Source organism: Cytobacillus oceanisediminis 2691 (assembly GCF_007678455.1).
Taxonomy (GTDB): Bacteria; Bacillota; Bacilli; order Bacillales; family Cytobacillaceae; genus Mesobacillus; species Mesobacillus oceanisediminis_A.
Genome location: NZ_VEEP01000003.1, coordinates 435,273 through 457,358, shown reverse-complemented (window position 1 = coordinate 457,358; position 22,086 = coordinate 435,273). Strand labels below are relative to the sequence as shown.

The 22,086-nt window shown below is 41.1% G+C and carries 29 protein-coding genes; 23 read left to right on the top strand and 6 right to left on the bottom strand.

From position 1 onward, the window contains the following. The first annotated feature begins 116 nt into the window (after window positions 1–116). The 5 genes from FS736_RS08780 to FS736_RS08760 all read left to right on the top strand — a co-directional run bounded on the left by FS736_RS08780 (window position 117) and on the right by FS736_RS08760 (window position 3,058). On the top strand, window positions 117–716 hold the full coding sequence (locus FS736_RS08780; RefSeq protein ID WP_144475994.1) for a hypothetical protein: 600 nt from the start codon (window positions 117–119) through the stop codon (window positions 714–716). Beyond that, a complete protein-coding gene (locus FS736_RS08775) occupies window positions 709–1,260 on the top strand; it encodes a ribonuclease FAU-1 family protein (RefSeq protein ID WP_144475993.1) in 552 nt (183 codons plus the stop codon). The genes FS736_RS08780 and FS736_RS08775 overlap by 8 nt, the downstream gene beginning before the upstream one ends. A gap of 40 nt (window positions 1,261–1,300) precedes the next feature. After that, window positions 1,301–1,639 (top strand): hypothetical protein, encoded by a 339-nt coding sequence (locus FS736_RS08770; RefSeq protein WP_144475992.1) that lies wholly within the window; start codon window positions 1,301–1,303, stop codon window positions 1,637–1,639. Window positions 1,640–1,727: 88 nt separating this feature from the next. Further along, a complete protein-coding gene (locus FS736_RS08765) occupies window positions 1,728–2,534 on the top strand; it encodes a nucleotidyltransferase domain-containing protein (protein ID WP_144475991.1) in 807 nt (268 codons plus the stop codon). Window positions 2,535–2,641: 107 nt separating this feature from the next. After that, the gene (locus FS736_RS08760; RefSeq protein WP_144475990.1) at window positions 2,642–3,058 is read left to right on the top strand and encodes a hypothetical protein; all 417 of its coding nucleotides are present in this window, start codon (window positions 2,642–2,644) and stop codon (window positions 3,056–3,058) included. A 52-nt stretch (window positions 3,059–3,110) separates the two neighbouring features. On the opposite strand, the gene FS736_RS08755 is transcribed toward FS736_RS08760, so the two are convergent. Continuing rightward, window positions 3,111–3,647 carry a GNAT family N-acetyltransferase gene (locus tag FS736_RS08755; RefSeq protein WP_144475989.1) on the bottom strand — a complete coding sequence of 179 codons (537 nt, stop codon included), beginning with the start codon at window positions 3,645–3,647 and terminating at the stop codon, window positions 3,111–3,113. Then, window positions 3,634–4,167 carry a hypothetical protein gene (locus FS736_RS08750; protein ID WP_144475988.1) on the bottom strand — a complete coding sequence of 178 codons (534 nt, stop codon included), beginning with the start codon at window positions 4,165–4,167 and terminating at the stop codon, window positions 3,634–3,636. The genes FS736_RS08755 and FS736_RS08750 overlap by 14 nt, the downstream gene beginning before the upstream one ends. A 158-nt stretch (window positions 4,168–4,325) precedes the next feature. On the opposite strand from FS736_RS08750, the gene FS736_RS08745 reads away from it, so the two are divergent. Further along, on the top strand, window positions 4,326–6,248 hold the full coding sequence (locus FS736_RS08745) for an ATP-dependent DNA helicase (protein ID WP_144475987.1): 1,923 nt from the start codon (window positions 4,326–4,328) through the stop codon (window positions 6,246–6,248). Window positions 6,249–6,664: 416 nt separating this feature from the next. Here FS736_RS08745 and lexA read toward each other — a convergent pair whose 3' ends face one another. Then, window positions 6,665–7,288, bottom strand: a complete 624-nt coding sequence (lexA, locus tag FS736_RS08740) for a transcriptional repressor LexA (RefSeq protein ID WP_144475986.1) — start codon at window positions 7,286–7,288, stop codon at window positions 6,665–6,667. Between the two features lie 154 nt (window positions 7,289–7,442). Between lexA and yneA the strand changes: the two genes are divergently transcribed. From yneA to FS736_RS24270, 8 genes are all read left to right on the top strand, one after another. Then, window positions 7,443–7,757: a cell division suppressor protein YneA gene (gene yneA, locus FS736_RS08735; RefSeq protein WP_144475985.1), complete on the top strand. Its 315-nt coding sequence runs from the start codon at window positions 7,443–7,445 to the stop codon at window positions 7,755–7,757. A 25-nt stretch (window positions 7,758–7,782) separates the two neighbouring features. Then, window positions 7,783–8,430: a YneB family resolvase-like protein gene (locus FS736_RS08730; protein WP_144476083.1), complete on the top strand. Its 648-nt coding sequence runs from the start codon at window positions 7,783–7,785 to the stop codon at window positions 8,428–8,430. A gap of 77 nt (window positions 8,431–8,507) precedes the next feature. Continuing rightward, on the top strand, window positions 8,508–8,741 hold the full coding sequence (locus FS736_RS08725; RefSeq protein WP_144475984.1) for a DUF896 domain-containing protein: 234 nt from the start codon (window positions 8,508–8,510) through the stop codon (window positions 8,739–8,741). 320 nt (window positions 8,742–9,061) lie between these two features. Next, the gene (tkt, locus tag FS736_RS08720; RefSeq protein WP_144475983.1) at window positions 9,062–11,071 is read left to right on the top strand and encodes a transketolase; all 2,010 of its coding nucleotides are present in this window, start codon (window positions 9,062–9,064) and stop codon (window positions 11,069–11,071) included. A 202-nt stretch (window positions 11,072–11,273) separates the two neighbouring features. After that, complete coding sequence (locus FS736_RS08715; RefSeq protein ID WP_144475982.1) at window positions 11,274–11,696, top strand: VOC family protein; 423 nt, start codon at window positions 11,274–11,276, stop codon at window positions 11,694–11,696. Window positions 11,697–11,816: 120 nt separating this feature from the next. Next, entirely contained in the window at window positions 11,817–12,563 is a 747-nt protein-coding gene (locus FS736_RS08710) for an SDR family NAD(P)-dependent oxidoreductase (RefSeq protein ID WP_144475981.1), read from the top strand. A 95-nt stretch (window positions 12,564–12,658) separates the two neighbouring features. After that, window positions 12,659–13,354 carry a lysozyme family protein gene (locus FS736_RS08705; RefSeq protein ID WP_144475980.1) on the top strand — a complete coding sequence of 232 codons (696 nt, stop codon included), beginning with the start codon at window positions 12,659–12,661 and terminating at the stop codon, window positions 13,352–13,354. A gap of 403 nt (window positions 13,355–13,757) precedes the next feature. Further along, window positions 13,758–13,907, top strand: coding sequence for a hypothetical protein (locus tag FS736_RS24270; RefSeq protein ID WP_186326733.1), 150 nt, complete (start codon window positions 13,758–13,760; stop codon window positions 13,905–13,907). Window positions 13,908–13,946: 39 nt separating this feature from the next. Here FS736_RS24270 and FS736_RS08700 read toward each other — a convergent pair whose 3' ends face one another. After that, the gene (locus FS736_RS08700; RefSeq protein ID WP_144475979.1) at window positions 13,947–14,582 is read right to left on the bottom strand and encodes an FMN-dependent NADH-azoreductase; all 636 of its coding nucleotides are present in this window, start codon (window positions 14,580–14,582) and stop codon (window positions 13,947–13,949) included. A gap of 623 nt (window positions 14,583–15,205) precedes the next feature. Between FS736_RS08700 and sirA the strand changes: the two genes are divergently transcribed. After that, the gene (gene sirA / locus FS736_RS08695) at window positions 15,206–15,646 is read left to right on the top strand and encodes a sporulation inhibitor of replication protein SirA (RefSeq protein WP_144475978.1); all 441 of its coding nucleotides are present in this window, start codon (window positions 15,206–15,208) and stop codon (window positions 15,644–15,646) included. Between the two features lie 157 nt (window positions 15,647–15,803). Continuing rightward, window positions 15,804–16,019 carry a YneF family protein gene (locus tag FS736_RS08690; RefSeq protein WP_079508605.1) on the top strand — a complete coding sequence of 72 codons (216 nt, stop codon included), beginning with the start codon at window positions 15,804–15,806 and terminating at the stop codon, window positions 16,017–16,019. A gap of 394 nt (window positions 16,020–16,413) precedes the next feature. On the opposite strand, the gene FS736_RS24265 is transcribed toward FS736_RS08690, so the two are convergent. Then, window positions 16,414–16,566 carry a hypothetical protein gene (locus FS736_RS24265; RefSeq protein ID WP_186326732.1) on the bottom strand — a complete coding sequence of 51 codons (153 nt, stop codon included), beginning with the start codon at window positions 16,564–16,566 and terminating at the stop codon, window positions 16,414–16,416. Between the two features lie 139 nt (window positions 16,567–16,705). Between FS736_RS24265 and FS736_RS08685 the strand changes: the two genes are divergently transcribed. The 4 genes from FS736_RS08685 to FS736_RS08670 all read left to right on the top strand — a co-directional run bounded on the left by FS736_RS08685 (window position 16,706) and on the right by FS736_RS08670 (window position 19,660). Next, entirely contained in the window at window positions 16,706–17,161 is a 456-nt protein-coding gene (locus FS736_RS08685) for a GNAT family N-acetyltransferase (protein WP_144475977.1), read from the top strand. 15 nt (window positions 17,162–17,176) lie between these two features. Continuing rightward, a complete protein-coding gene (locus tag FS736_RS08680) occupies window positions 17,177–17,551 on the top strand; it encodes a DUF2750 domain-containing protein (protein WP_144475976.1) in 375 nt (124 codons plus the stop codon). 74 nt (window positions 17,552–17,625) lie between these two features. Beyond that, the gene (locus FS736_RS08675; RefSeq protein WP_144475975.1) at window positions 17,626–18,921 is read left to right on the top strand and encodes an MFS transporter; all 1,296 of its coding nucleotides are present in this window, start codon (window positions 17,626–17,628) and stop codon (window positions 18,919–18,921) included. Between the two features lie 97 nt (window positions 18,922–19,018). Then, window positions 19,019–19,660 carry a Type 1 glutamine amidotransferase-like domain-containing protein gene (locus FS736_RS08670; protein WP_144475974.1) on the top strand — a complete coding sequence of 214 codons (642 nt, stop codon included), beginning with the start codon at window positions 19,019–19,021 and terminating at the stop codon, window positions 19,658–19,660. A gap of 36 nt (window positions 19,661–19,696) precedes the next feature. Here FS736_RS08670 and FS736_RS08665 read toward each other — a convergent pair whose 3' ends face one another. Further along, complete coding sequence (locus FS736_RS08665) at window positions 19,697–20,050, bottom strand: response regulator transcription factor (protein WP_144475973.1); 354 nt, start codon at window positions 20,048–20,050, stop codon at window positions 19,697–19,699. Between the two features lie 189 nt (window positions 20,051–20,239). On the opposite strand from FS736_RS08665, the gene FS736_RS08660 reads away from it, so the two are divergent. From FS736_RS08660 to FS736_RS08650, 3 genes are read left to right on the top strand one after another with little or no spacing between them, the layout of a single operon-like run. Then, a complete protein-coding gene (locus FS736_RS08660) occupies window positions 20,240–20,887 on the top strand; it encodes a class I SAM-dependent DNA methyltransferase (protein WP_144475972.1) in 648 nt (215 codons plus the stop codon). Between the two features lie 24 nt (window positions 20,888–20,911). Then, entirely contained in the window at window positions 20,912–21,616 is a 705-nt protein-coding gene (mtnN, locus tag FS736_RS08655; RefSeq protein WP_144475971.1) for a 5'-methylthioadenosine/S-adenosylhomocysteine nucleosidase, read from the top strand. Then, entirely contained in the window at window positions 21,609–22,076 is a 468-nt protein-coding gene (locus tag FS736_RS08650; RefSeq protein ID WP_144475970.1) for an S-ribosylhomocysteine lyase, read from the top strand. Before mtnN ends, FS736_RS08650 begins: the two co-directional genes overlap by 8 nt. The last annotated feature ends 10 nt before the right edge of the window (window positions 22,077–22,086 follow it).

Genomic DNA, 22,086 nt, shown 5'->3' with positions numbered 1-22,086 from the left:
ACTGGAAGAAGAAATTATCTAAAGGATGAGGAAGAGCTCGAATAATCAGATTTTTTTGAAACCTTCCTTCCCTTTTACCCGTATATTATTTATATTGGTAAAAGGAGGAAATAGTTATGGCTAAATTATCCCTCAAATCCGAGAATACCTCGAATATAATTCTTGTTTCGGCCATCATTCTGATCATCAGCAGTTTATTCATGCCTCTCGTTTTCGTTTATTTTATACAGGATTATCTGTACCTGACTAAAGATAAATGGTTTTATGCGACACCGCCCTCAGCTTACATTCTGTTCATGATCGGCATGCTTTGGCTTGCTGTTACCCTGCTCATATATTTGTTTGTTCAATGGAAATTTGAACGGAAAGGGATCAAGTGGCTCATTATTGTTCTCATGTTCGGAAGCGTACCATTCTTTATGTTTGGTATTTCGAATTATTACTATCTTAATGACGAGGGATTGCATTTTAATGAGGCAAAAAGTTTCAATGATATACATTCGTATGGCTGGAAGGATATTAAGCAAGCTGAGGAGATATTCGTCAAAACCAAAGGAGTAACTGTATCCGATCATTATATGTTTACCACCAACGATGGGAAAGTGATTGAATTGCCAAATAACAGCAAGGTATCTTATAACAAGCATAGAATTATGGAAAAGCTGCAAGAATTTAATATTCCGTTGACTAATAATATGGGAGATTTATATGAATGAGACTTTGCTAAAAAGAAGGTACGGTGACCGCGCCGATTGGATAAGGGTTAGCCAGAAGGAGTTCAAACAGGGATTTTTTGAAGAGGATGGCTTCCGAGGGTATGTAACTTCATTGAAAGTAAATAAAGTCACTGAACCATTATTTTTTCAATACGAAGATAAAAAGGTTTGTATAGTAAACGATGGATTTACCTGGCTGCAGCATTTTCCAGAAGGAAAACGCCATTCCGTCACAACCATGTTCAATTCCCAAGGGGAGGTTGTTCAGTGGTATATCGACATTTGCCTTAGAAATGGGGTTGAAAACAACCGTCCCTATTGGGATGACTTGTTTCTGGATATTATCATAATGCCAACCGGAGAAATCTACTATAAAGATCATGATGAACTAGAGGAAGCACTTTTAACAGGAGTGATTAATGAGGAATTATATAACATCGCAATAACCGAGGCCAAGCAAATTAAGAAACTGATTGAATCAAATGAATTTGAATTGTTTCAACTGACCAAGAACCATAAAGAGTATTTCGACCGGAAGGATTGAGATTTACTCAAGAAAAATATAAAGGACGATAATCTCCATTATGTTCGTAAAAACATATAGTTACAGCATTAAGCCAGAAAGGGAAAAGGACTACCTTGAGATTCAAGTTAAAGCAGAGCAAATTTATTCGCGTTTCACAAATAAACAAACTCTTTACTTACAAAGCAAGGCAGACAGTTCAAATTGGATTGAGATGCATATCTATCAGGACGAAAAAAGCTATACTGACAGTATTCATGCCGTTGATCAACAGCCTGGAATCAATGATTTTTACAAACGGTTCCTTGAAGTCATTACCTCAGTGGAAGAGTTAAAAGAAGATGATTATAACATCATAAATCTCAATGTTAAATCATCAAGTTTTGATTTAGGGGGTTAATTAAACAGCATTAAGTAATGATGTATTATCATAATAAAGGAGTGATATATAATGTGCGGGATTAGAAACTAAGCATTTTGAAAGGGATATGAATTTATCGAGAGACCGTCATGAAGTTTTACTAAAAGCAGTTGCAGACTTTACTGGCGATGAAAAAGTAAGGGCAATTTATCTTGGCGGGTCATTGGCAAAAGGAAATTATGATAACTATTCAGATATAGATTTACATATTATTGTTGAGGATATCAGTCTGGAAGATTTTATTCGCAATAAAAGGCAGCGCTCTTTGAATTGGGGAAATGTTTTATTTTTTGAAGACAGTCACCCGGATTCACCAGTTGTGGTCGCACATTTTGATTCCTTTGTTAAAGCGGACACTTGGTATAAAACTAAAGGACAAGTGAAGCCTTCAATTTGGCTGAAAGGCTTGGAGGTTTTGTATGATCCTGGTGATATATTAACAGATATTTTCGAAGAATCTTCAAGGATTGAAATTGTGTTAGATTCAGAAGCTGTTGAGTTTTGGAAAGGTAAGATATTGGCTTTTTACCATGAAACATACCGCGCTGTAATGCGAAAAGATTGGTACTATGCATTGGCAAACCTGGACCGGGTAAGATGGTTGATTGCTGGCGGCTGGTATATGGAAGCCGGCAATCATCTGGATTCTTCATATGGTGTTTGGTCTAAGGTTGAAGGAGAAAGAAGTTTATTGAATGAGCGGCAATTATCCTTGCTGGCCAAATGGCATTGTAAAAGAGAAAAGGAACAAATTTTGGGGGCATTAACATTAATGTTTCCAGAAGTAATGAGATTATATAGAGTTCTACATAAAAAGGCAGGACTGGAAACGGATGAAGAAGAGTTCAGGAGAATCATTGAAATGGTGTTATGATACTGGCTTCACTATTTTGAATGATATTCCAATTATAAGTGCTAAGAATCATGGATGCTAATCCAACATTGTAGTATCTATTAGAATAGTGCAATCGAGGGGATTAAATGAAAAAGCTTGCTATTTTAACAATGATCCTAATAATATTCATGACTGGCTGCAGTTCAGATTTCCAACCGCAATTGACCAGGGTTGATGTGCAAAAACTAACAAAGGATGGCAATAAAGACGGTGAGGAGAGAATAATTGCTTCTAAAGATGAGCTCCAAACTCTAGAGCAAGCGTTCCAAAAAATCAAATGGTCCCCAAAGACGAAGCCGGAAATGACAAGGAAAGAAGATGTACTGGCGGTTTTCTTCATCCAGGAAGAGAAAAATATGCCGGAAAGCTTGTATGAATACCGAGTATGGTTTGAGGGAGAAACTGCCACCATTATCAGCAGAATGGAAAACGAAGGGTATGGAAGGTTAACAGATAAAACTGAAGTTCATGACCTGGAATCAGCATTGCTGCCAGGTGAATAGGTCATTGCTTTTAGGGTCACAAAAAGAAAAAGTGCCAATACGAGCACTTTTTTCAGCTTACTGCACTAAAAGCTGGGGGATATTCTATTTTTCCTTCTAAACCATTCAATGAGCCCTGCTCAAGCTCGATTGCCATGAACACTTCATTTGGTACTGGAAAGGGAGCGTTGACACCGAAATTCTTCGAGGGCTGAAACCCGAATTTAGGGTAAAAATTCGGATGGCCAAGTACAAATACATGTTGATATCCTAAAGACTTGCATTTATTTAAACCTTCCTTGACGAGTGCTGAACCGATTCCGCTATTTTGATATCCGGGCTTCACAGCCATTGGAGCGAGAGCGATTGTTGGGATCACTCCTTTTTTTGCAAGAAGACTGATGATGCTGAAAAGAATATGTCCGATGATTTCTCCGTTCTCGTCAACAGCTACCATGCTTAAGTCAGGAATGAAATTTTCGGAATCCCTGATTAGTTCAACCAAACGTGCTTCATTTTCACCATTTACAAAAGCCGCTTGATTTAAAACCCTGATACCATGAATATCTTTAATAACTTCAGAACGAATAAAATAATCATCGCTCTTCATATTTCTTAAACTCCCTCCATACCAAATTAGAAGTTTTGGAGTCAGAATCAGAAAATTCCCGGTAATAACGCTTTTCATTTTCACCCGAAATTGAGTCGATATCATTTAACAACATAACTAGAAACTCCCTATCTTTGTTGATTTGCTCTTCAATTTGTGTGTAATCTCTGCCATTTCTAATATTGAACGCTAAGTGCTTATAATGGTCTGCAAGTTGATCCCAGACTTCTCCTAAATTTGAAATCTTTCCATTCATCATATAATATTGTCGGCTTAGAATAGAGAGTTCCCCTAGATGACTGGCAAACGTGAATTCGCCATCCTCTTCTTTCAAGATCTTTATCCATAGGGTCGGATCAGCATCGTTCTCCAGTAGAAATATAGAGTCTCTTACTGTCCGCTGGAATTCAGATCCTGCCTGAATTTCTAGGTCAGTGATTTTTTTATACTGATAAAGATTGAGTAAAATCAATGCAGCAAGAATGAATTTGGTCAGGTTTATAAAATATTTAGTTTTCATATGACCACTCCTTTGTATAAAGCTGAGATAATAATAACAGAAAATTCCAAAAGGGCAATCAGAATTTTTACCAGAATGAATTCTTTCACTTCCAGCACTTTTTTCTGTTATGATTAAAACTGGCTTTTTGCCAGAATCAATTTTCAAGGAGAACCTGAATGACAAAAAATCTTCCATTTACCATCACTAAAAATGATACATTCTTTGATTTATTAGGGGATTACATTGGTGATGTTTTTTATGATATTTTGCCTGAAAAGGGCTATGAGTTGCGCGACGAACAGATTTATATGGCTTTCCAGGTGGAACAGGCCTTTAAGAACAAAGGGATTGTGTTTGCGGAAGCTGGTGTAGGAACAGGCAAGACATTCGTTTACTTGATTTACGCGATCCTCTACGCTCGTTATATGGGGAAGCCTGCAATTGTATCCTGCTCAGATGAAACACTGATCGAACAGCTTGTAAAAGAGGGCGGAGACATCGAAAAACTCGAGCAGGCATTGGGACTTAAAGTGGACGTCCGGCTGGCAAAAGCGAGAGAGCAATATGTATGTATCAAGAAGCTTGATGAGCTTTCGAACACCTCTGACGACATGGAAATTCTTGATGTCCATGACCAACTGCCAGATTTTATTTTTGATGAAGGCATTTCCATGAATTCATTCAGCCGGTACGGTGACCGAAAGGAATATCCTTGGGTCACCAATGAAAAATGGTCTCAGATGGCGTGGGATCCACTTCAGCAATGCTCGACATGCAGCTGGCGCCATCGCTGCGGGCAAACATTGAATCGTGATTACTACCGGCATGCCGGAGACTTGATTATTTGTTCTCATGATTTTTACATGGAGCATGTGTGGACAAAAGAATCACGGAAAAGAGAGGGCCAGATGCCTTTGCTGCCTGAAGCGAGCACCGTCATATTTGATGAAGGTCATCTGCTTGAATTCGCAGCGCAAAAAGGGCTGACATACAGATTTAATTCGCAAACTCTGACGACTGTGTTAACAGGCTATATGCATCAGGATGTCAGGGAGGAATCTCTCTATTTAATCGAGGACATCATAGAGCTGCATGACTCATGGTTCGACCTGCTGGTTGAGAACTCTACTGCTGTTGAGGGTTCGAATCGAAAAGAAGTTGCGAAGCATCCTGCAATCAGGAAGACAGCTGAAACTTTGGAAAAGAAGGTCAGCGAATTAATGGACCAGCTGGTATTTGACGCAGAAATGTTCCTGATTGATGAATACCACTTAAAAATCATGGAAGAATATCTCGAGTTTTTTGCATATGGTCTATCGATCTTCCTGAAGAACGATGAAGGGATTTTCTGGCTTGAAGAGAATGAAGTTCAGTCTTCACTCGTCATCATGCCTCGTCTGGTAGAGGACATTCTGAAAAAAGAAGTTTTTGCACAAAATATCCCGTTTGTTTTTTCTTCAGCAACTTTATCCCAGGTAGGGGACTTCAACTATATAGCGAAGAGTCTCGGAATTGAAAAATATACTTCCTTCACGGTTGCATCACCGTTTGATTATCAAGAGCAAATGGAAATTAAAGTGCATGTTCAGGATGCTGAAAATCAAAAATGGGAGAAAATAGGTACGGATCTGCGTACTGCAAGCGGGAGCTCACTGGTTTTGTTTTCTTCCATGCAGGAAATGGAAAGGTTCAGAGTATGGTCCGATCAACAGGAGTGGGATTTTGACATCCTGTTTGAAGGCGACCGTGAGATTAGTGAAACCGTAAAAGACTTCCAGAATGTCAAAAGCACTGTACTTTGCTCATACAGTTTATGGGAAGGTCTTGATGTCCCCGGTGAATCATTGACCCAGGTCATCATTGCTTCATTGCCATTCCCGCCTCATGACCCGGTCTTCCAGGCAAAAAGGAAGCATGCGGCCAACCCTTCTGCAGAAGTAGACGTTCCATACATGCTGCTTCGGTTAAGACAGGGAATAGGCAGGTTGATCAGGAGCAGCCAGGACGAAGGTGCCGTCCATTTATGGCTTACTGGTAAGCAAAAAGCAGAATTTATGGAAGAAATAACAGCAGTGCTTCCTGTTAGTGACATTCATTAGTATAGGGGCAATCCCGAAAGGTCCAAGCCTTTCGGGATTTTTTTGCGGAAATTAGTCTCTGCATCCGCACTTTCTATCATCGCGGTCACGATCATTCTCATCCTGAGCACCAGCAACCAAGTCATTGATAATGCAACGACGGTCAGCACGGCAAAGATCTTCAAAATCAATTGTCGCCCTTACCTGTTTGTTGTTGCGGTTAGAGTAAAAAACTCCTGCTGAATCGTTATTATTAGATTGGATCCCATTCGAGCTAAAACTTCTTCCATAGCTAAAATACACGATATCTTATTCGGAAAGGGACAAGTTGTCAGGGCTTGTACCTACTTTGGAAAGGAATATGCTTTTTTCATAGAACCTTTAAAAAAATAAAAGTTTGATAGAACGAAAAAAAGCAAGCGGAGTCCGCTTGCTTTTTAGTGCATATGACGGTATACACCAATGACTTTACCAAGAATCGATACATTCCTAAGGATAATCGGTTCCATTGATGAATTTTCCGGCTGGAGCCTGAAATAGTCCTTCTCCTTGAAGAAACGTTTAACAGTTGCTTCGTCATCCTCAGTCATTGCTACTACAATGTCTCCGTTATTGGCTGTCTTTTGCTGCTTGACGATTACATAATCTCCATCCAGGATACCAGCCTCTATCATACTGTCACCCATGATTTCGAGCATGAAAACCTGCTCATCATGAGGAACAAGGCGGTCTGGAAGCGGGAAGTATTCTTCAACATTCTCAATAGCCGTAATTGGCATACCGGCTGTTACTTTACCGACAACAGGCACGTTGACAACATTATATTTAGGGATACGGTTTTCCTCTTCGATTTCCAGTATTTCAATTGCACGCGGTTTTGTTGGATCACGTCTGATCAGCCCTTTGCTTTCGAGCCTTGCAAGGTGGCCGTGTACCGTGGAACTTGATGCCAGTCCAACTGCTTCGCCGATTTCACGTACGGATGGCGGATATCCTTTTTTCTTGACTTCACCTTTTATGAATTCAAAAATATCTTGTTGCCGCTTTGATAACTTTGTCATATTCACGCACCTCGTATTTTTTCTTGTCCTAATTATACCATGTCTATTTGATAGATACAAACATAAGTTCGAATTTTGAGTTGACACAAAACAAATGTTCGTATTATAATAAAAATCAAATAGGCGAACATATATTCGTTAGGGAGTGTCGATTATGAAAAGACTATGGGAAAACTATTCTTACGCTTTAATCCTTCTTGCTGTCAGCCTGATTTTTTCGCTGGTGGCAAAAGCAAATTTACATAACGATGATGCATACATAACTGTTACTATAGAAGAAGGGCAGTCACTATGGGAGATTGCAGAGACGTACGCCAGTGAGCATCGTTTATCGAAAAATGATTTCGTGAGCTGGGTAGAAAAGGAAAATGGGATTGTTGGAGAAAGGGTTTTTCCGGGAGATGAACTTGTCATCCCGGTGACGGCTGAATATCTGGAGCCAACACAGATTGCCGGGGCTGAAAGATAATTTGTACATAGAATCAGGTGACAGCATGAAAGCGATTATTTATTGCCGGGTAAGTACCACGAAAGAAACGCAGGAAACTTCGCTTGCCAGGCAGGAGGAAGAATTGCTCCGCCTTGCAGAACAGTATGGATTTGAAGTGATGAACATCATCAAGGAACAAGCCAGCGGGTATGACCTTGAAAGGGACGGGATCCTTGAACTGCTGGAGCTGATAAAGGACAAGTCAGTCGGTGCCGTATTGATTCAGGATGAGACCAGACTTGGCAGGGGTAATGCAAAGGTAGCTATTCTCCATTGCATATTAAAGGAGAACGTTAAGTTATACAGCATCTCTCACAGCGGGGAACTTCAGCTTTCTGAATCGGATTCCATGGTGCTCCAGATTGTCAGTATGGTAGAAGAATATCAGAGGAAAATCCATAACATAAAGATTAAACGCGGAATGAAACGTGCGGTTGAACATGGATACAAGCCTCAGCGCAATCTCAAAAATCAGGGCGAGCATTCCGGCAGGGAACGTAAAGATATGCCGATAGCAGAGATTGTCAGGCTGCGGAATAATGGCCTTACTTTTGCTGAAATTGCCGCTACTCTGAAAGGATTTGGCTACAATGTATCCAAGGCAACAGTGAATCGACGATACCTTGAACATATAGAATCAAATGAGGAATGAGGCTCCTTTCTTGTAAAACTAGAAAAAATTTAGTAAGATGTCATTTGACGTAATTTTTTACACAAAGGAGCTTTACAATGCTATCAAGTGATAAAATTGCTAGAATCAATGAACTGGCAAGGAAAGCAAAAACATCAACGCTGACAGAAGAGGAAGCAAAGGAACAGACAAAGCTTCGAGCCGAGTATCTCCAGTCATTCCGTTCTTCTATGCTGAATACACTAAAGGGAGTTACCATTGTTGATCCAGAAGGCAATGATGTTACACCTGAAAAACTAAAAGAAGAAAAAATGAAGAATAAACTTCATTAATATATTCAATTTGGAATACATGAGAGAATGTATTCCATTTTTATTTTGGAAGCATGACAGATGAAAAAACTGAATGTTATATTCGACTACTGAAGTGAAAAATCAGCAATGGAACAATTTTAAAGGCCTCTTAGCTTCTATGTCAAAATCTATATTCCGTCTTCATCTGAAGCGTTTGCTTACATAAGTACAGCGAGTATGTGTCAAAATAAATAACAATACGGCGTTTTCTGTCTCCTTCAGGCATAATTTGTTGTATAATAATTTCTCTCGCTATAATATTAATGATGTAGCCAGTACCTATAGAAAGGATGTATTAAATGTTTAAAGAAATTGATATGCTTTCAATTGATTCCATTCGTACTTTATCAATTGATGCGATTGAAAAAGCAAATTCCGGCCATCCAGGCATGCCGATGGGGGCAGCACCGATGGCTTACACATTATGGACTCGTTATATGAATATCAACCCTAAGAATCCAGAATGGTTCAACCGCGATCGGTTTGTCTTGTCTGCCGGACACGGATCTATGCTGCTATACAGCTTACTGCACCTTGCAGGTTATGATCTATCAATGGAAGATATTAAGCAATTCCGTCAGTGGGGAAGCAAGACACCAGGACATCCTGAGTTTGGACACACTGCCGGTGTAGACGCAACAACCGGACCGCTTGGCCAGGGAATTGCCATGGCGGTTGGTATGGCGATGGCTGAACGTCACCTGGCTGCTGTTTATAATAAGGATAACTACAATATCGTTGATCACTATACATATAGTATCTGCGGTGATGGCGATCTTATGGAAGGCGTTTCTGCTGAGGCAGCTTCACTTGCAGCTCACCTTAAATTGGGTAAAATGATTGTTCTATATGATTCAAACGATATCTCACTGGATGGCGATCTTAATAAGTCATTCTCTGAAAGTGTTGAGGGCCGTTTTAAAGCATACGGATGGCAATATATCCGCGTTGAAGATGGCAATAATCTCGATGAAATCGCAAAGGCGATCGAGGAAGCAAAAACAGATGCAGATCGTCCGACCATGATAGAAGTTAAGACCATCATCGGATATGGTTCACCTAACCTCTCTGGTAAATCAGATGTTCACGGTGCCCCACTTGGCGCCGATGAATTGAAACTTACAAAGGAAGCTTACAAATGGACATTTGAAGAAGACTTCCATGTACCAAGTGAAGTTTATGATCACTTCAAACAGCAAATCGCTGATAAAGGTGAACAAACAGAACAAGCTTGGAATGAACAATTCTCTCAATATAAGAGGGAGTATCCAGAACTGGGTGCCCAGCTTGAAAAAGCTATAAAGGGTGAGTTAGTAGATGGATGGGATAAGGACATTCCAGTATACGAAGAAGGCAAGAGCCTTGCGAGCCGTGCATCTTCTGGTGAAGCACTTAACGGCATTGCGAAAAACCTTCCTTACTTGATTGGCGGATCAGCTGACCTTGCTGGTTCAAACAAAACAATGATCAAGGGAACAGGCGATTTCTTCCCAGGTTCATTCGAAGGCCGCAATATCTGGTTCGGGGTGCGTGAATTCGCCATGGGAGCAGCTATGAACGGTATGGCACTTCACGGAGGCCTTAAGGTGTTTGGCGGAACATTCTTCGTATTCTCTGATTACCTGAAACCAGCAATCAGACTTGCTGCGTTAATGGGATTGCCTGTAACCTTTGTGTTCACACATGACAGCATCGCGGTTGGGGAAGATGGTCCAACCCACGAACCTGTAGAACAGCTTGCCGGACTTCGCGCAATGCCAAACCTGTCAGTGATTCGTCCTGCGGATGGCAACGAAACAGCAGCTGCATGGAAGCTGGCAGTTGAATCAACTAAGAATCCTACAGCTCTGGTGCTGACTCGCCAAAACCTGCCGACAATCAAGAATACGGACAAGAATGCGTACGAAGGCGTTTCAAAAGGTGCTTATGTCATCTCTCCAGCTGGAAAAGAAACAGCAGATGCATTGATCCTTGCAGCAGGTTCAGAAGTAGGACTTGCAGTTAAGGCACAAGAGGCTTTAGCTTCTGAAGGCATCGACATTGCGGTTGTCAGCATGCCTGCATGGGATCGCTTCGAGCAGCAATCAAAGGAATACAAAGAAAGTGTCATTCCAAAGTCTGTCAAGAAGCGTCTAGGAATCGAAATGGGCTCTTCACTTGGCTGGCACCGTTATGTTGGTGACGAGGGAGAAGTACTTGCGATCGATACATTTGGTGCATCAGCGCCTGGTGAAAAGATCATGGAAGAGTATGGATTCTCTGTCAACAATGTTGTCGCTCGCGTAAAAGCATTGATCGAGCAAGACTAAAATTAACTTTATAAAAGAGCACGTAACCATTAATGGTTGCGTGCTTTTGTGATTAAAAGAACCTCCGCTTTTTTTTAGACTATTTTAGCAAAACTATATTCCTTGGGGAAATAACCTTCTTTTATATAGAATTTGAAAAAAGAGACAGTAAATGTTAAAATGTTAACGAACTGATGTTCTGAAAAATGGAAGGAGTGCTGTTATGGTAACAGGAATTGTCCCCTACATAGTAACAAACGGGAATGGCCAGGAAGCAGTGAAATTTTATCAGGAAGCATTGGGAGCAGAAGTGATCAGTCTGCAAACATTCGGTGATATGCCTGCAAACCCTGATCATCCTCTTCCTGAAGAAGCGAAGAACCGGGTGTTGAATGCCCAGTTGAAAATTGGCGGTGCTGGCCTCATGCTATCAGATACATTCCCTGGCCACCCATACCAGCTTGGTTCCCAGGTAACAATCGCGCTTCTGGTGGATGATGCTGCTGAAGCAAAAGAAATCTTTAATAAATTGCAGGTGGATGGAAAGGTAACAATGCCCCTTCAGGAAACCTTCTGGAGTCCCGCTTACGGCCAGGTGACCGATAAGTTTGGCATCGAGTGGCAAGTATCAACAGAAAGTAAATAATCCCCGGCTGGACTGCATATGCAGTCTGGCTTATTTTATTTACATAAAGAGATTGAATGGTTACGCAAAGTGGAATCACTATATATATCAACTTTGGTAAATTAGGAGGGGGAATTGTTTATGTCGAGTGGGTTTAAAGGAAAGACTGTAATTATAACGGGCGGTGCTAATGGAATCGGCAAAGGGATTGCAAGAGCATTTGCGCAAGAACATGCAAATGTATGTATCGCAGACATAGATGAATCCAGGGGAAAAGAATTAATATCCGATCTTAAAGAAATCGGCGGAAAAGCAAGATTTTATCAAACAGATGTCAGAAAAGAAAAGGACATTGTCAATCTTGTGGACAGTGTGTTGAGTGACTTCGGGCAGATAGATGTATTGATAAATAATGCCGGAGTGTCGCGGTTCAAGCCGTTGTTCGAGCTTACTACTGAAGAATGGGAGGATGTTGTATTTACCAATCTCAGGAGTGTGTTTATCGGCTCACGTGAAGCGGCCAGAAGGATGAATGAAGGTGCACGAATCATAAATATCGCATCAACGAGGGCAACTATGTCTGAACCAAATTCAGAAGCATATGCTTCCTCTAAAGGCGGAATCGTTGCCTTGACACATGCACTTGCCGCTTCGCTTCAAGAGAAAGGGATTACAGTCAACTCAATAAGCCCCGGGTGGATCCAGACAGTAGATTATGAAGATTTGCGTGAGAAGGACCATCTTCAGCATTGGTCCAATCGTGTCGGGAAACCGGAAGATATTGCAAGAGCGTGCTTATATTTGGCTGACAAGGATAATGATTTTATAAATGGGCAGGACCTCGTCATTGATGGAGGAATGACTCGTAAAATGATTTATGAAGAATAAGGATTCAGGGAGCTGCTAAAAATGATGGCTGCTCCCTTTTAACTTCAGATGATTTCTAATAAAATAGAAATAGAAAATCATTTGGGAGAGAACGAATGAAGTACACCAAAAAGAAACCTAAAAAGAAAAATCAAGTCCAAAGGAACTTCAATCTGGCAATTTTATTGTTTCTTGCCTTTATAGGTTTCTTCCTATTTGATAGGTTCCTTGATTTAGATATTTATAACCTAAAGAAGATGAATGTCGGGGTGACCAGTTCTATTGGTGAGGTTGCTAAATATACTCCGTTGATTGCGGAGGAATTGCAAAAGGTCGGCCTCGAGGAACATACTGTTACTGTTGCCGCACTAATGATGCAGGAAAGCAAAGGAAAGGGTGGTGATCCCATGCAAGCTTCTGAATCCATGGGATTAGCGCCAAATTCGATCAAGGATCCCCAACAAAGCATACAGCAGGGTGTTAAGTATTTTCACCGGGTTATGGATTATGGCAAAAAGATGCAAGTCGATTTTCCAACGGTTATCCAGGCATATAATATGGGAATCGGCTACATCGATTTTGTTGCTCAAAATGGCAACAAGCACAGCGAGGAACTCGCAAAGAAGTTTTCGATGATCCAGGTTGAGAAAAATCCGCAAACCTATAATTGTGGAGGGGACAAGAATAATTTCCGCTATCCATATTGCTATGGAGATTTCACCTATAGCACAAAAGTTGCCAGGCATATGGAAACCATTTCGGTCAACAGTCCTGGGAGTTTAAATGAAGATTCAACTAAACGAGCATTTTAATTTTTCTGGTTGAGTGTTCCAATTGACTGTTCCAATTGACTGTTCCAATATTGAAAAGACCGGAATGTTTGCTTTTCGTTCATACGAATGAAAGTAGAGAAACTCCCTTTGTGACAGCTTTCATCTCCGGTTATCATATGACTATCAACAGGTACATGAACTTCCAATGTTTATTCGCATAACTTAATCACCTTTGTAAGATTATTGCAAATAGCAAAAGTACCAGATGGATTTGAAACTAGATTTAGATTTATATTCAGATTTATCGAGACACATTTAAAACTTAACACCCATCTAATGGGTGTTTTTTTTTGCTAGATGGAGAAAATTTGCGGGAAAAAGAAACAAAAAGGTAAATATATTAGTAATAAATACCCATAATATGATACAGGAGGTGTATCGTATGTTTGAGTATGGGAAAGATATTCCGTTGGAGGGTGCTTTAGTGGATCAGGCTGCCCAGCAGGAAAAGGCAGTAGAACAGCAAATTAGCGAAGGAACCATTTACAGCTTTGACCACCGTAAGGACATTCCATTGGACGGAGTTAAATAATTCAGTAAAAAAAGCCTGAAAACAGGCTTTTTTGTTTGTCTAAAATTGTTTTGCCAGTTCGTTTGCACGCTGGATGGCTTGTTGCTTGATTTCCTCTGCTTTCTCAGGCATAGCTGCCATTCCTTCAATCGCAAGTGTTTCTGCATCTTCTATACCCATGAATGCCAGGACGGTACGCAGGTAACGGTCACCAAACTCCATTTCTTTAGCCGGGCCCTCAGAATAGACTCCGCCGCGCGCCTGGATATGGAGAGCTTTCTTTCCGCCAAGCAAGCCCACCGGTCCCTCTGCTGTATATTTAAAAGTTTTTCCGGCAATCGCAATATTATCAATGTAAGCCTTCATTTTCGGAGGGAAGCTGAAGTTCCAGAACGGAGTTACAAAGATATATTTGTCTCCTGCAACGAATTGGTCAGTAAGGGTATTGATTGCACTAACTTTTTGCTTCTCATCGTCACTGAGCTGTTCGAAAGCAGAACCTTTCTGTAACTTGCCCCAGCCGCTGAAAACATCTGTATCGATAAACGGAACGTCCATTTTATAAAGATCGAGTCTAACGACTTCATCTGCAGGATTGTTCTCGCGGTAAGCCTTGATGAATTCCTCACCAACCGTTAAACTGAATGATTCTTCAACGGCTTTCGGATTAGCAGTAATATAAAGTACAGTAGCCATGTATAGTCATCCTTTCTATTTCAAAGTAACATTGATATATTCCCCTAAATAGGACCCACTATTCCTCTTTTTCGATAAAAGATACCCTTAAGCAAGGGTACTTGCGCCAATAAGGGTACCATTCAAGGCAAGAGATACCCTTAAGCTAGGGTACTTGCGCCAATAAGGGTACCATTCAAGGCAAGAGATACCCTTATGCAAGAGTTCTCGTGCCAATAAGGGTACCATTCAAGGCAAGAGATACCCTTATGCAAGGGTTCTTGTGCCAATAAGGGTACCATTCAAGGCAAGAGATATCCTTATGCAAGAGTTCTTGCGCCAATAAGGGTACCATTCAAGGCAAGAGATACCCTTATGGAAGGGTTCTTGCGCCAATAAGGGTACCATTTAAGTCGAAAAACACCCTTATGCAAGGGTTCTCGCTCCAAAAAAAGGTATCATTCACTCCAAAATTGGCATTGCTGTGAAAGTGGTGACAATAGAAGAGAAAAAATTTATAATAAAATGTAAGAAAGTTTTGAATTCGACAAGATTAGTGGATATTTTCGGCATATTTAGACAAACGCAGACCGATGGTTTTTCTATAATAAAGACAAAAGCTTGTCTGCAGAGGAGGGGATCAGGTGAGATCCTACCAGCTATATCTAATAGAAGATGAATTTGCCTCCCATTATTTCGGAAGAGAACGGATGTTTTATCAATTATTTCTAGAATATAGTCAAGCAAAAGGTTATTTGAAATCCATCATATCAAAACAAGTAGACTTCGTGACCAGGTCCATTCCTGCCCTTCGAATCCATCAGCTTCTGCATCAGCAGCTTTCCAAAACACAAGGGTTTTATGTCGAGAACGGAACATATGTATATGAAAACAAAACAAACAATAGTTTAGCCATACTTAGGGTCCATGAAAGGTGGCTCGAGTTGGATTCCGATGGTCAAGTCGATACTGAAACAGTCTTCTTTGAAATCCTCCGCAAATGTGAATCATCATTCCTTGCGATCGACCTTGAATCAAACAAATATGGATGGCTGAAGCCGATCAAAGAGCGGAAATACGTGTGATATTTTCACCTGTACATTTTAGAGGTAGCTTTTTTATAGAAAATGACGAAAAAGTTCATTAAAGAGTGTTTTTGATAGAGAAAAAAATACACAGATATTGTATAATAGCTGTTGGTTTAGTACACTGTATGTTAGACAACATGAAGGAGGAAGTTTTATGTGGACAATAATTCTAGTTGGTATACTGGCATTAGTTGTCGGTGTAGCGCTAGGATTTTTCATTGCTCGTAAATACATGGAGAGCTACTTAAAGAAAAATCCGCCAATCAACGAACAAATGCTTAAAATGATGATGATGCAAATGGGTATGAAACCATCCCAGAAGAAAATCAATCAAATGATGTCAGCAATGAACAAGCAGACAGGAAAATAATAAAGAAGGACAAGCACTCATCATATGGATGGGTGCTTTTCTTATTAGTGGAGTTTTATTGGACATTTTGAAGTGGGTAAGGAGCTGAAATGTCTAAGAAACCGAATTTAATGGACATTTTGAAGTGGTTAAGAAGCTGAAATGTCTAAGAAACCGAATTTAATGGACATTTTGGAGTAGCTTAGGAACTGAAATGTCTAAGAAACTGGATTTAATGGACATTTCGGAGTGGATTAGGAGTGGAAATGTCTAAGAAACCGGATTTAATGGACAATTTGAAGTGGCACAGAAGGTGAAATGTCTAAGAAACTCTCTTAATGGCCTTTTAAAAGGATAGAGGGGATCTTGAATTGGCTGATTCAACTAATCAATAAAAATAACGCCAAAATCGGCGTTATTTTTGTTTGTCTCCGGCCTTCTTTTTTGCTCCTTGCTGAAAAATCGAGTCAAAAAACTCATCTGCCGTTTCTAATGTTCCGCCATGTAATTGTCCGTCTGTGCCTCGCTTGTTTTTATCAGCATTAATAGGATTATGGATTCTGACCATATATAAAGCACCTCCTTTAATTAGATTTTGTCATTGCAGATGAATTTAACCGGCAAAAGTAAATGTGAAACTATGGCAGGACATCTTGTGGCTGATAAAGAATATAGTTCCCTGACAAACATAAAAAAGGGGAAAAAGTATGTATCAGTATTTTAACGGATTGGTGATCCGCGAAGGTACAAATGGGGTTCCTGCAGGTCAGGTAGAGAAGTTATTCCAAGACGCTGGATGGTCAAGGAATACTCCTGAATGGCAAAAGGAGAAGTTTACATTGATATTTAGAAATTCTACCTGGGCTTTCACGGTATGGGACCATAATGAAATGGTTGGTATGGTCAGAGTCATTTCAGATCAAATTATGGCTGCAAATATTATGGATCTGGCTGTACTATCGGAGTACAGAGGAAAGGGTATCGGAAAGAAGCTAGTGCAGTTATGTCTTCAAAAATTGCCTCACGGAGACTGGTTTGCCCATACTTCAGCGAACAACTTCACTTTTTATGAAAAATGCGGTTTCGAGGTGAAGGATCTTAGTCAGAACGGGACTTGCGCCTATTATGGATATATTCAGGCGAGAAAAGACGGGCATAGATAGGAGAAACGAACGGTTATGAACCAAAAAGAATTTGAGGCTGTAATACGGCAGCCTGCTAAGATTAGATACGAGTACTTTATCAAAAAAGCCGCAGATTATGAAGAGGTTTGGGGCCTATACCATGATGGATGGGCAACCGCTAAGGATGAGATGGAAAGGTTATTGCTGCCATTATTCCCTAATGAAAAATTCGCTGAAGCCTTTGTAAAGGACGAATGGGAAGCTTGCACCCCAAAAAGGATTGAGCTGGAGGATTTGCTTGAAAAATGGATACCAGGGATGAAGGCTGATGGAATCAAGCCCTCGAATTTTCCTGCGGACATAGACTCTGCAGTGGTGGATGTCGACGTCTTACAACAGTCTTTGTTGGCTGAGCTTGAAAATTATTGATTCATTTGCACTCCGAAATATACCCTTTGTGGTATAATTGATTTATCTATGAAGAGAAAGAGAGAGCTGAAAAAATGTCAAAACAATATGATGAAGCAGCGGCGGCGGAGAGTCAGCCGGAGTGGCTGCAAGCTTACGTGGAATCTCCCGAAAAGCAGAAAGCTTTATATAAGAGGACATTAATCATCGTTGTCCTTTCACAGATTTTTGGGGGTGCAGGTCTCGCTGCTGGAATCACGGTAGGAGCGTTGCTGGCAAAGGATATGCTTGGCACTGATACTGTGGCCGGGCTTCCGACCGCTCTTTTTACCTTAGGATCGGCTGGGGCAGCCCTCGTAGTCGGAAGGCTTTCCCAGCGGTATGGACGGCGCGCCGGCCTGGCTTCCGGATTTTTGACGGGTGGAATCGGTGCAATTGGAGTCATTATTGCTGCTGTTACCAATAATATATATCTGCTGTTTGCAGCTCTGTTGGTTTATGGTGCAGGTAGTGCGACCAATTTGCAGGCTCGTTATGCAGGTACCGATTTAGCCAGTGCTAAACAGCGTGCGACAGCTGTCAGTATTGCAATGGTCTCAACAACGTTTGGTGCTGTGGCCGGTCCGAACCTTGTAGATGTTATGGGGAACTTCGCACTATCGGTAGGAGTTCCGGCTTTATCCGGACCTTTTATTTTGGCTGCTGCAGCTTATATTGTTGCAGGTCTGATCCTGTTATTTTTCCTTCGTCCTGACCCGTTTGTCGTTGCAAGGGCAATAGCGTTGGCAGAACGGAATGCAAGAGTCGCCAGACGGGAGTTTATCGAGGAAGAAGAAGCAACGGATAAACGGGGTATTGCCGTGGCTGCTCTGATCATGGTGTTGACCCAAATGGTGATGGTTGCGATCATGACCATGACACCAGTTCATATGGGGAGTCATGGCCATGGTTTGAGTGCAGTGGGGATGGTCATCGGTTTCCATATTGGAGCCATGTATCTTCCATCTTTACTGACAGGTGTGCTTGTGGATAAAATCGGACGCGCGGCAATGGCGGTTGCTTCAGGAGTTACATTGCTCGCTTCAGGCGTTATGGCTGCAGTTGCCCCGGGTGAGTCCATGCTCTGGATTACTTTGGCTCTCATCTTACTTGGGCTGGGCTGGAACTTCGGTTTGATCAGCGGTACAGCATTGCTAGTCGATGCAACAAATCCAACAAACCGGGCAAAAATGCAAGGAACGATTGATGTTATGGTCGCGTTGTCAGGAGCGTCTGGCGGGATGCTATCGGGCATGGTCGTGGCTAATTCGAGCTTTGCGTTCTTATCTCTGGCAGGCGGGGTACTATCGCTTGTGTTGATACCATTTGTGATTTGGTCGAATAAAAAATGAGGAGTCTGGATTTCCAGGCTCTTTTTTCAGCTTTTTAAAGGACTTAATGAGATGAATGTTGAACATAACTGGTAAAAATTCTTGAAAGTTTGATTTGATGAAAAAATTAGTACTGCTGAGTGAGGTCAGTAATAATAATCCAGCTCTGGTGAGCAGAATCGGGGAATTAATGTCTCAAAGTCCTTTTAAGCTTGCCTATGTCCCGTCGGGAACCGATAAGGAAAGAATGTATTTTGAAAAAGGGAAGCGGGAGCTGGAGAAGCTGGGTGTTTCGGACTTCTTATATTTCGATGTCGATCAGGAGTTCGATGAAAGTAAGCTGGAGGAATTCAAAGGTTGTGACGGGATTTTTTTGTCTGGCGGAAATACATTCTCCTTTTTGAAAAACCTTCAGGAACGGAATATGCTTAAACTGATAAGTAAGATGGCACTCGAGGGTAAGCTGTTAATCGGTGTCAGTGCAGGAAGCATGATCATGTCACATTCCATTAAAATAGCGGCATTTCTGGATGAAAATGAAGTGGAGTTAGATTGTCTGAATGGTTTGGGACTGGTAGGATTTGAATTCATGCCACATGGGGGCCGGCTGGAAGCTCGTCACGAAAAGCTATTGGATTATTCCGCCCTCAATGATGAAGGAATATACCTTTGTAACGATGGTGATGGTATCGTCATCGATAACGACAAAATAGAATTTTATGGAGAATTGCAGGAGATTCGGAACTGTCAGTTTTTATAAGCTAAAAAGGCATTGTAACTGCACAATGCCTTTTGTTTATACTAAATCCTTTATTTTTGACACTACATCCTTTGGGCTGAAGGGCTTTAAAATATAATCGCTGGCCCCTAATTCTTCCCCTCGTTTAAGGTCATTTGCTTCCCCTTTAGCAGAAAGCATGATCACGGGCGTGGCTTTGGTTTTTCTGATTTCTTCCAAGACTGTGAAACCATCTTTTCCAGGCATTAAAATGTCAAGAATGATGATATCAAAGGACCCTTGGATTGCTTTCTCCAGTGCTGTTACACCATTGTTTGCAACCTCAACCTCAAAAGACTCCCTCTCTAGGTACATCTTTAGCAGTTGGCAAATCCTCTGCTCATCCTCTGCAACCAATACTCTCTTCCCCATATTTTCCCCCTGAAAGTTCTTAATATGAATTAAGTATACACTATTGCCGGGTTGTTTTCTTGTTTGCTGAGCGTAAAATGACGAGAAAAAATTGATTTCAAATTTTTTCTGTGCTAGTATGTGTCTTATAATATTTTAATTCATACTATACTGATAGGAATTATAATAATTAAAAGCGGGTGAGGTAAAATGGGGAGAGAATTTATCCCGTTGTTCGATGATTGGGCTGAATTTTATGACGAAACCGTATCAGGACATGATGCTGAGTATAAAGAAGTATTCGAAGATTATGATAGAATATTACATGCAGTAGCATCTAAGTCAACAGGGACAGTACTGGAGTTTGGAGTCGGAACAGGTAACCTGACAGAAAAGCTGATTTCTCTGGGAAGAGTGGTCTACGGTGTAGAACCTTCCAAAGTGATGAGGGAGAAAACGAAAGCAAGATTTTTGGATATGGACTTGTATGATGGAGATTTTATTCATTTCCCTGAATTACCCCAAAAAGTTGATTCCATCGTCAGCACCTATGCTTTTCATCATTTAACAGATGAAGAAAAGGATTCCGCAATCAAATTATATAGTGGATTGTTAGAGGCTGAAGGAAAGATTGTATTTGCTGATACCGCCTTTTTGGATGAAAAGGATCGCGAGGAAAGGCATCGCATCGTAAAAGAGCAGGGTTTCAATAATCTCCTTGAAGACCTTCAGCGTGAGTACTATACAACTCTTGAAGTACTGAAACATCTTTTTCAAAAAAACGGTTTTGAGGTTCGTTTTGAAAAGATGAATCCCTATGTTTGGCTGATGGAGGCTGTTAAGGTAAACAAAAATTAAAGACAGTATTGGAGAGTTGCAGCAATGAGAATTGGAATTATCGGTGCAATGGATGAAGAAGTGGATTTGCTTCGCAGTAAAATGGAAGACATCGAAGAGATTAATCTTGCCGGAAGTGAATTTTACAATGGCAAGATTGATAACCAGGAAGTTGTACTGCTAAAGTCGGGAATTGGGAAAGTAAATGCGGCAATGGGAACAGCCTTGTTGATTGAAAAGTTCCATCCTGATGTCATCATCAACACAGGGTCGGCCGGCGGTTTCCATAAGGAGCTGAATGTCGGTGATGTCGTCATCTCAACTGAGGTAAGACACCATGACGTAGATGTGACAATCTTTGGGTATGAATATGGCCAGGTACCAAGGATGCCGGCTTATTTTTCACCGGATGACAACCTGGTAAGTGTCGCTGAAAAGAGCGCTGAAAAAATCAATGACATTCAGGTTGTGAAGGGCTTGATTGCATCTGGTGATTCATTTATGAACGATCCTGAAAGGGTTGAGTTCATCAGAAGCAAGATGCCTGAGTTGTATGCTGCGGAAATGGAGGCAGCAGCAATCGCTCAGGTTGCCCATCAATTTCAAGTGCCATTTGTCATCATCAGGTCTTTATCAGACATTGCAGGGAAAGACTCGAATGTCTCATTCGATCAATTCCTTGAAACGGCCGCTAAAAATTCCGCAGAACTAATCTTACTAATGTTAGAGGAGTTGAAGAATAATGGTTAAGAAAATGAATGTGGAAAGTTTTAATCTTGATCACACAAAAGTTGCTGCCCCATATGTCAGGCTAGCTGGGACAACTCAGGGTGCGAATGGGGATGTCATTCATAAGTATGACATCCGCTTCTGCCAGCCGAACAAGGAACATATGGAAATGCCAGGTCTTCACTCGCTGGAACATTTAATGGCTGAAAATATCCGCAACCATCATGATACAGTTGTAGACATCAGTCCTATGGGTTGCCAGACTGGATTCTACCTTTCTGTGATCAATCATGATGATTACGACAATATCCTCAATGTACTGGAAAAAACACTGAATGATGTACTTGAGGCAGATGAGGTGCCAGCATGCAACGAAATCCAGTGCGGCTGGGCTGCAAGCCACAGCTTAGAGGGTGCTAAAGAAATTGCTGCGAAAATGCTGGAAAAGAAAGATGAATGGCGCCAGGTTTTTGCTGAATAGGGAGTGTTAA

Coding starts and splice junctions, on each gene's coding strand:
- FS736_RS08715 (WP_144475982.1), top strand. CDS start 11,274: ATGGTAACAGGAATTGTCCCCTACATAGTAACAAACGGGAATGGCCAG.
- FS736_RS08765 (WP_144475991.1), top strand. CDS start 1,728: ATGAATTTATCGAGAGACCGTCATGAAGTTTTACTAAAAGCAGTTGCA.
- FS736_RS08725 (WP_144475984.1), top strand. CDS start 8,508: ATGCTATCAAGTGATAAAATTGCTAGAATCAATGAACTGGCAAGGAAA.
- FS736_RS08750 (WP_144475988.1), bottom strand. CDS start 4,167: ATGAAAACTAAATATTTTATAAACCTGACCAAATTCATTCTTGCTGCA.
- mtnN (WP_144475971.1), top strand. CDS start 20,912: ATGAGAATTGGAATTATCGGTGCAATGGATGAAGAAGTGGATTTGCTT.
- tkt (WP_144475983.1), top strand. CDS start 9,062: ATGTTTAAAGAAATTGATATGCTTTCAATTGATTCCATTCGTACTTTA.
- FS736_RS08660 (WP_144475972.1), top strand. CDS start 20,240: ATGGGGAGAGAATTTATCCCGTTGTTCGATGATTGGGCTGAATTTTAT.
- FS736_RS08700 (WP_144475979.1), bottom strand. CDS start 14,582: ATGGCTACTGTACTTTATATTACTGCTAATCCGAAAGCCGTTGAAGAA.
- FS736_RS08690 (WP_079508605.1), top strand. CDS start 15,804: ATGTGGACAATAATTCTAGTTGGTATACTGGCATTAGTTGTCGGTGTA.
- FS736_RS08780 (WP_144475994.1), top strand. CDS start 117: ATGGCTAAATTATCCCTCAAATCCGAGAATACCTCGAATATAATTCTT.
- FS736_RS08710 (WP_144475981.1), top strand. CDS start 11,817: ATGTCGAGTGGGTTTAAAGGAAAGACTGTAATTATAACGGGCGGTGCT.
- FS736_RS08775 (WP_144475993.1), top strand. CDS start 709: ATGAATGAGACTTTGCTAAAAAGAAGGTACGGTGACCGCGCCGATTGG.
- FS736_RS08650 (WP_144475970.1), top strand. CDS start 21,609: ATGGTTAAGAAAATGAATGTGGAAAGTTTTAATCTTGATCACACAAAA.
- FS736_RS08670 (WP_144475974.1), top strand. CDS start 19,019: ATGAAAAAATTAGTACTGCTGAGTGAGGTCAGTAATAATAATCCAGCT.
- yneA (WP_144475985.1), top strand. CDS start 7,443: ATGAAAAGACTATGGGAAAACTATTCTTACGCTTTAATCCTTCTTGCT.
- lexA (WP_144475986.1), bottom strand. CDS start 7,288: ATGACAAAGTTATCAAAGCGGCAACAAGATATTTTTGAATTCATAAAA.
- FS736_RS08730 (WP_144476083.1), top strand. CDS start 7,783: ATGAAAGCGATTATTTATTGCCGGGTAAGTACCACGAAAGAAACGCAG.
- FS736_RS08685 (WP_144475977.1), top strand. CDS start 16,706: ATGTATCAGTATTTTAACGGATTGGTGATCCGCGAAGGTACAAATGGG.
- FS736_RS08745 (WP_144475987.1), top strand. CDS start 4,326: ATGACAAAAAATCTTCCATTTACCATCACTAAAAATGATACATTCTTT.
- FS736_RS24265 (WP_186326732.1), bottom strand. CDS start 16,566: ATGGTCAGAATCCATAATCCTATTAATGCTGATAAAAACAAGCGAGGC.
- FS736_RS08675 (WP_144475975.1), top strand. CDS start 17,626: ATGTCAAAACAATATGATGAAGCAGCGGCGGCGGAGAGTCAGCCGGAG.
- FS736_RS08770 (WP_144475992.1), top strand. CDS start 1,301: ATGTTCGTAAAAACATATAGTTACAGCATTAAGCCAGAAAGGGAAAAG.
- FS736_RS08755 (WP_144475989.1), bottom strand. CDS start 3,647: ATGAAGAGCGATGATTATTTTATTCGTTCTGAAGTTATTAAAGATATT.
- FS736_RS24270 (WP_186326733.1), top strand. CDS start 13,758: ATGTTTGAGTATGGGAAAGATATTCCGTTGGAGGGTGCTTTAGTGGAT.
- FS736_RS08665 (WP_144475973.1), bottom strand. CDS start 20,050: ATGGGGAAGAGAGTATTGGTTGCAGAGGATGAGCAGAGGATTTGCCAA.
- FS736_RS08705 (WP_144475980.1), top strand. CDS start 12,659: ATGAAGTACACCAAAAAGAAACCTAAAAAGAAAAATCAAGTCCAAAGG.
- FS736_RS08680 (WP_144475976.1), top strand. CDS start 17,177: ATGAACCAAAAAGAATTTGAGGCTGTAATACGGCAGCCTGCTAAGATT.
- FS736_RS08760 (WP_144475990.1), top strand. CDS start 2,642: ATGAAAAAGCTTGCTATTTTAACAATGATCCTAATAATATTCATGACT.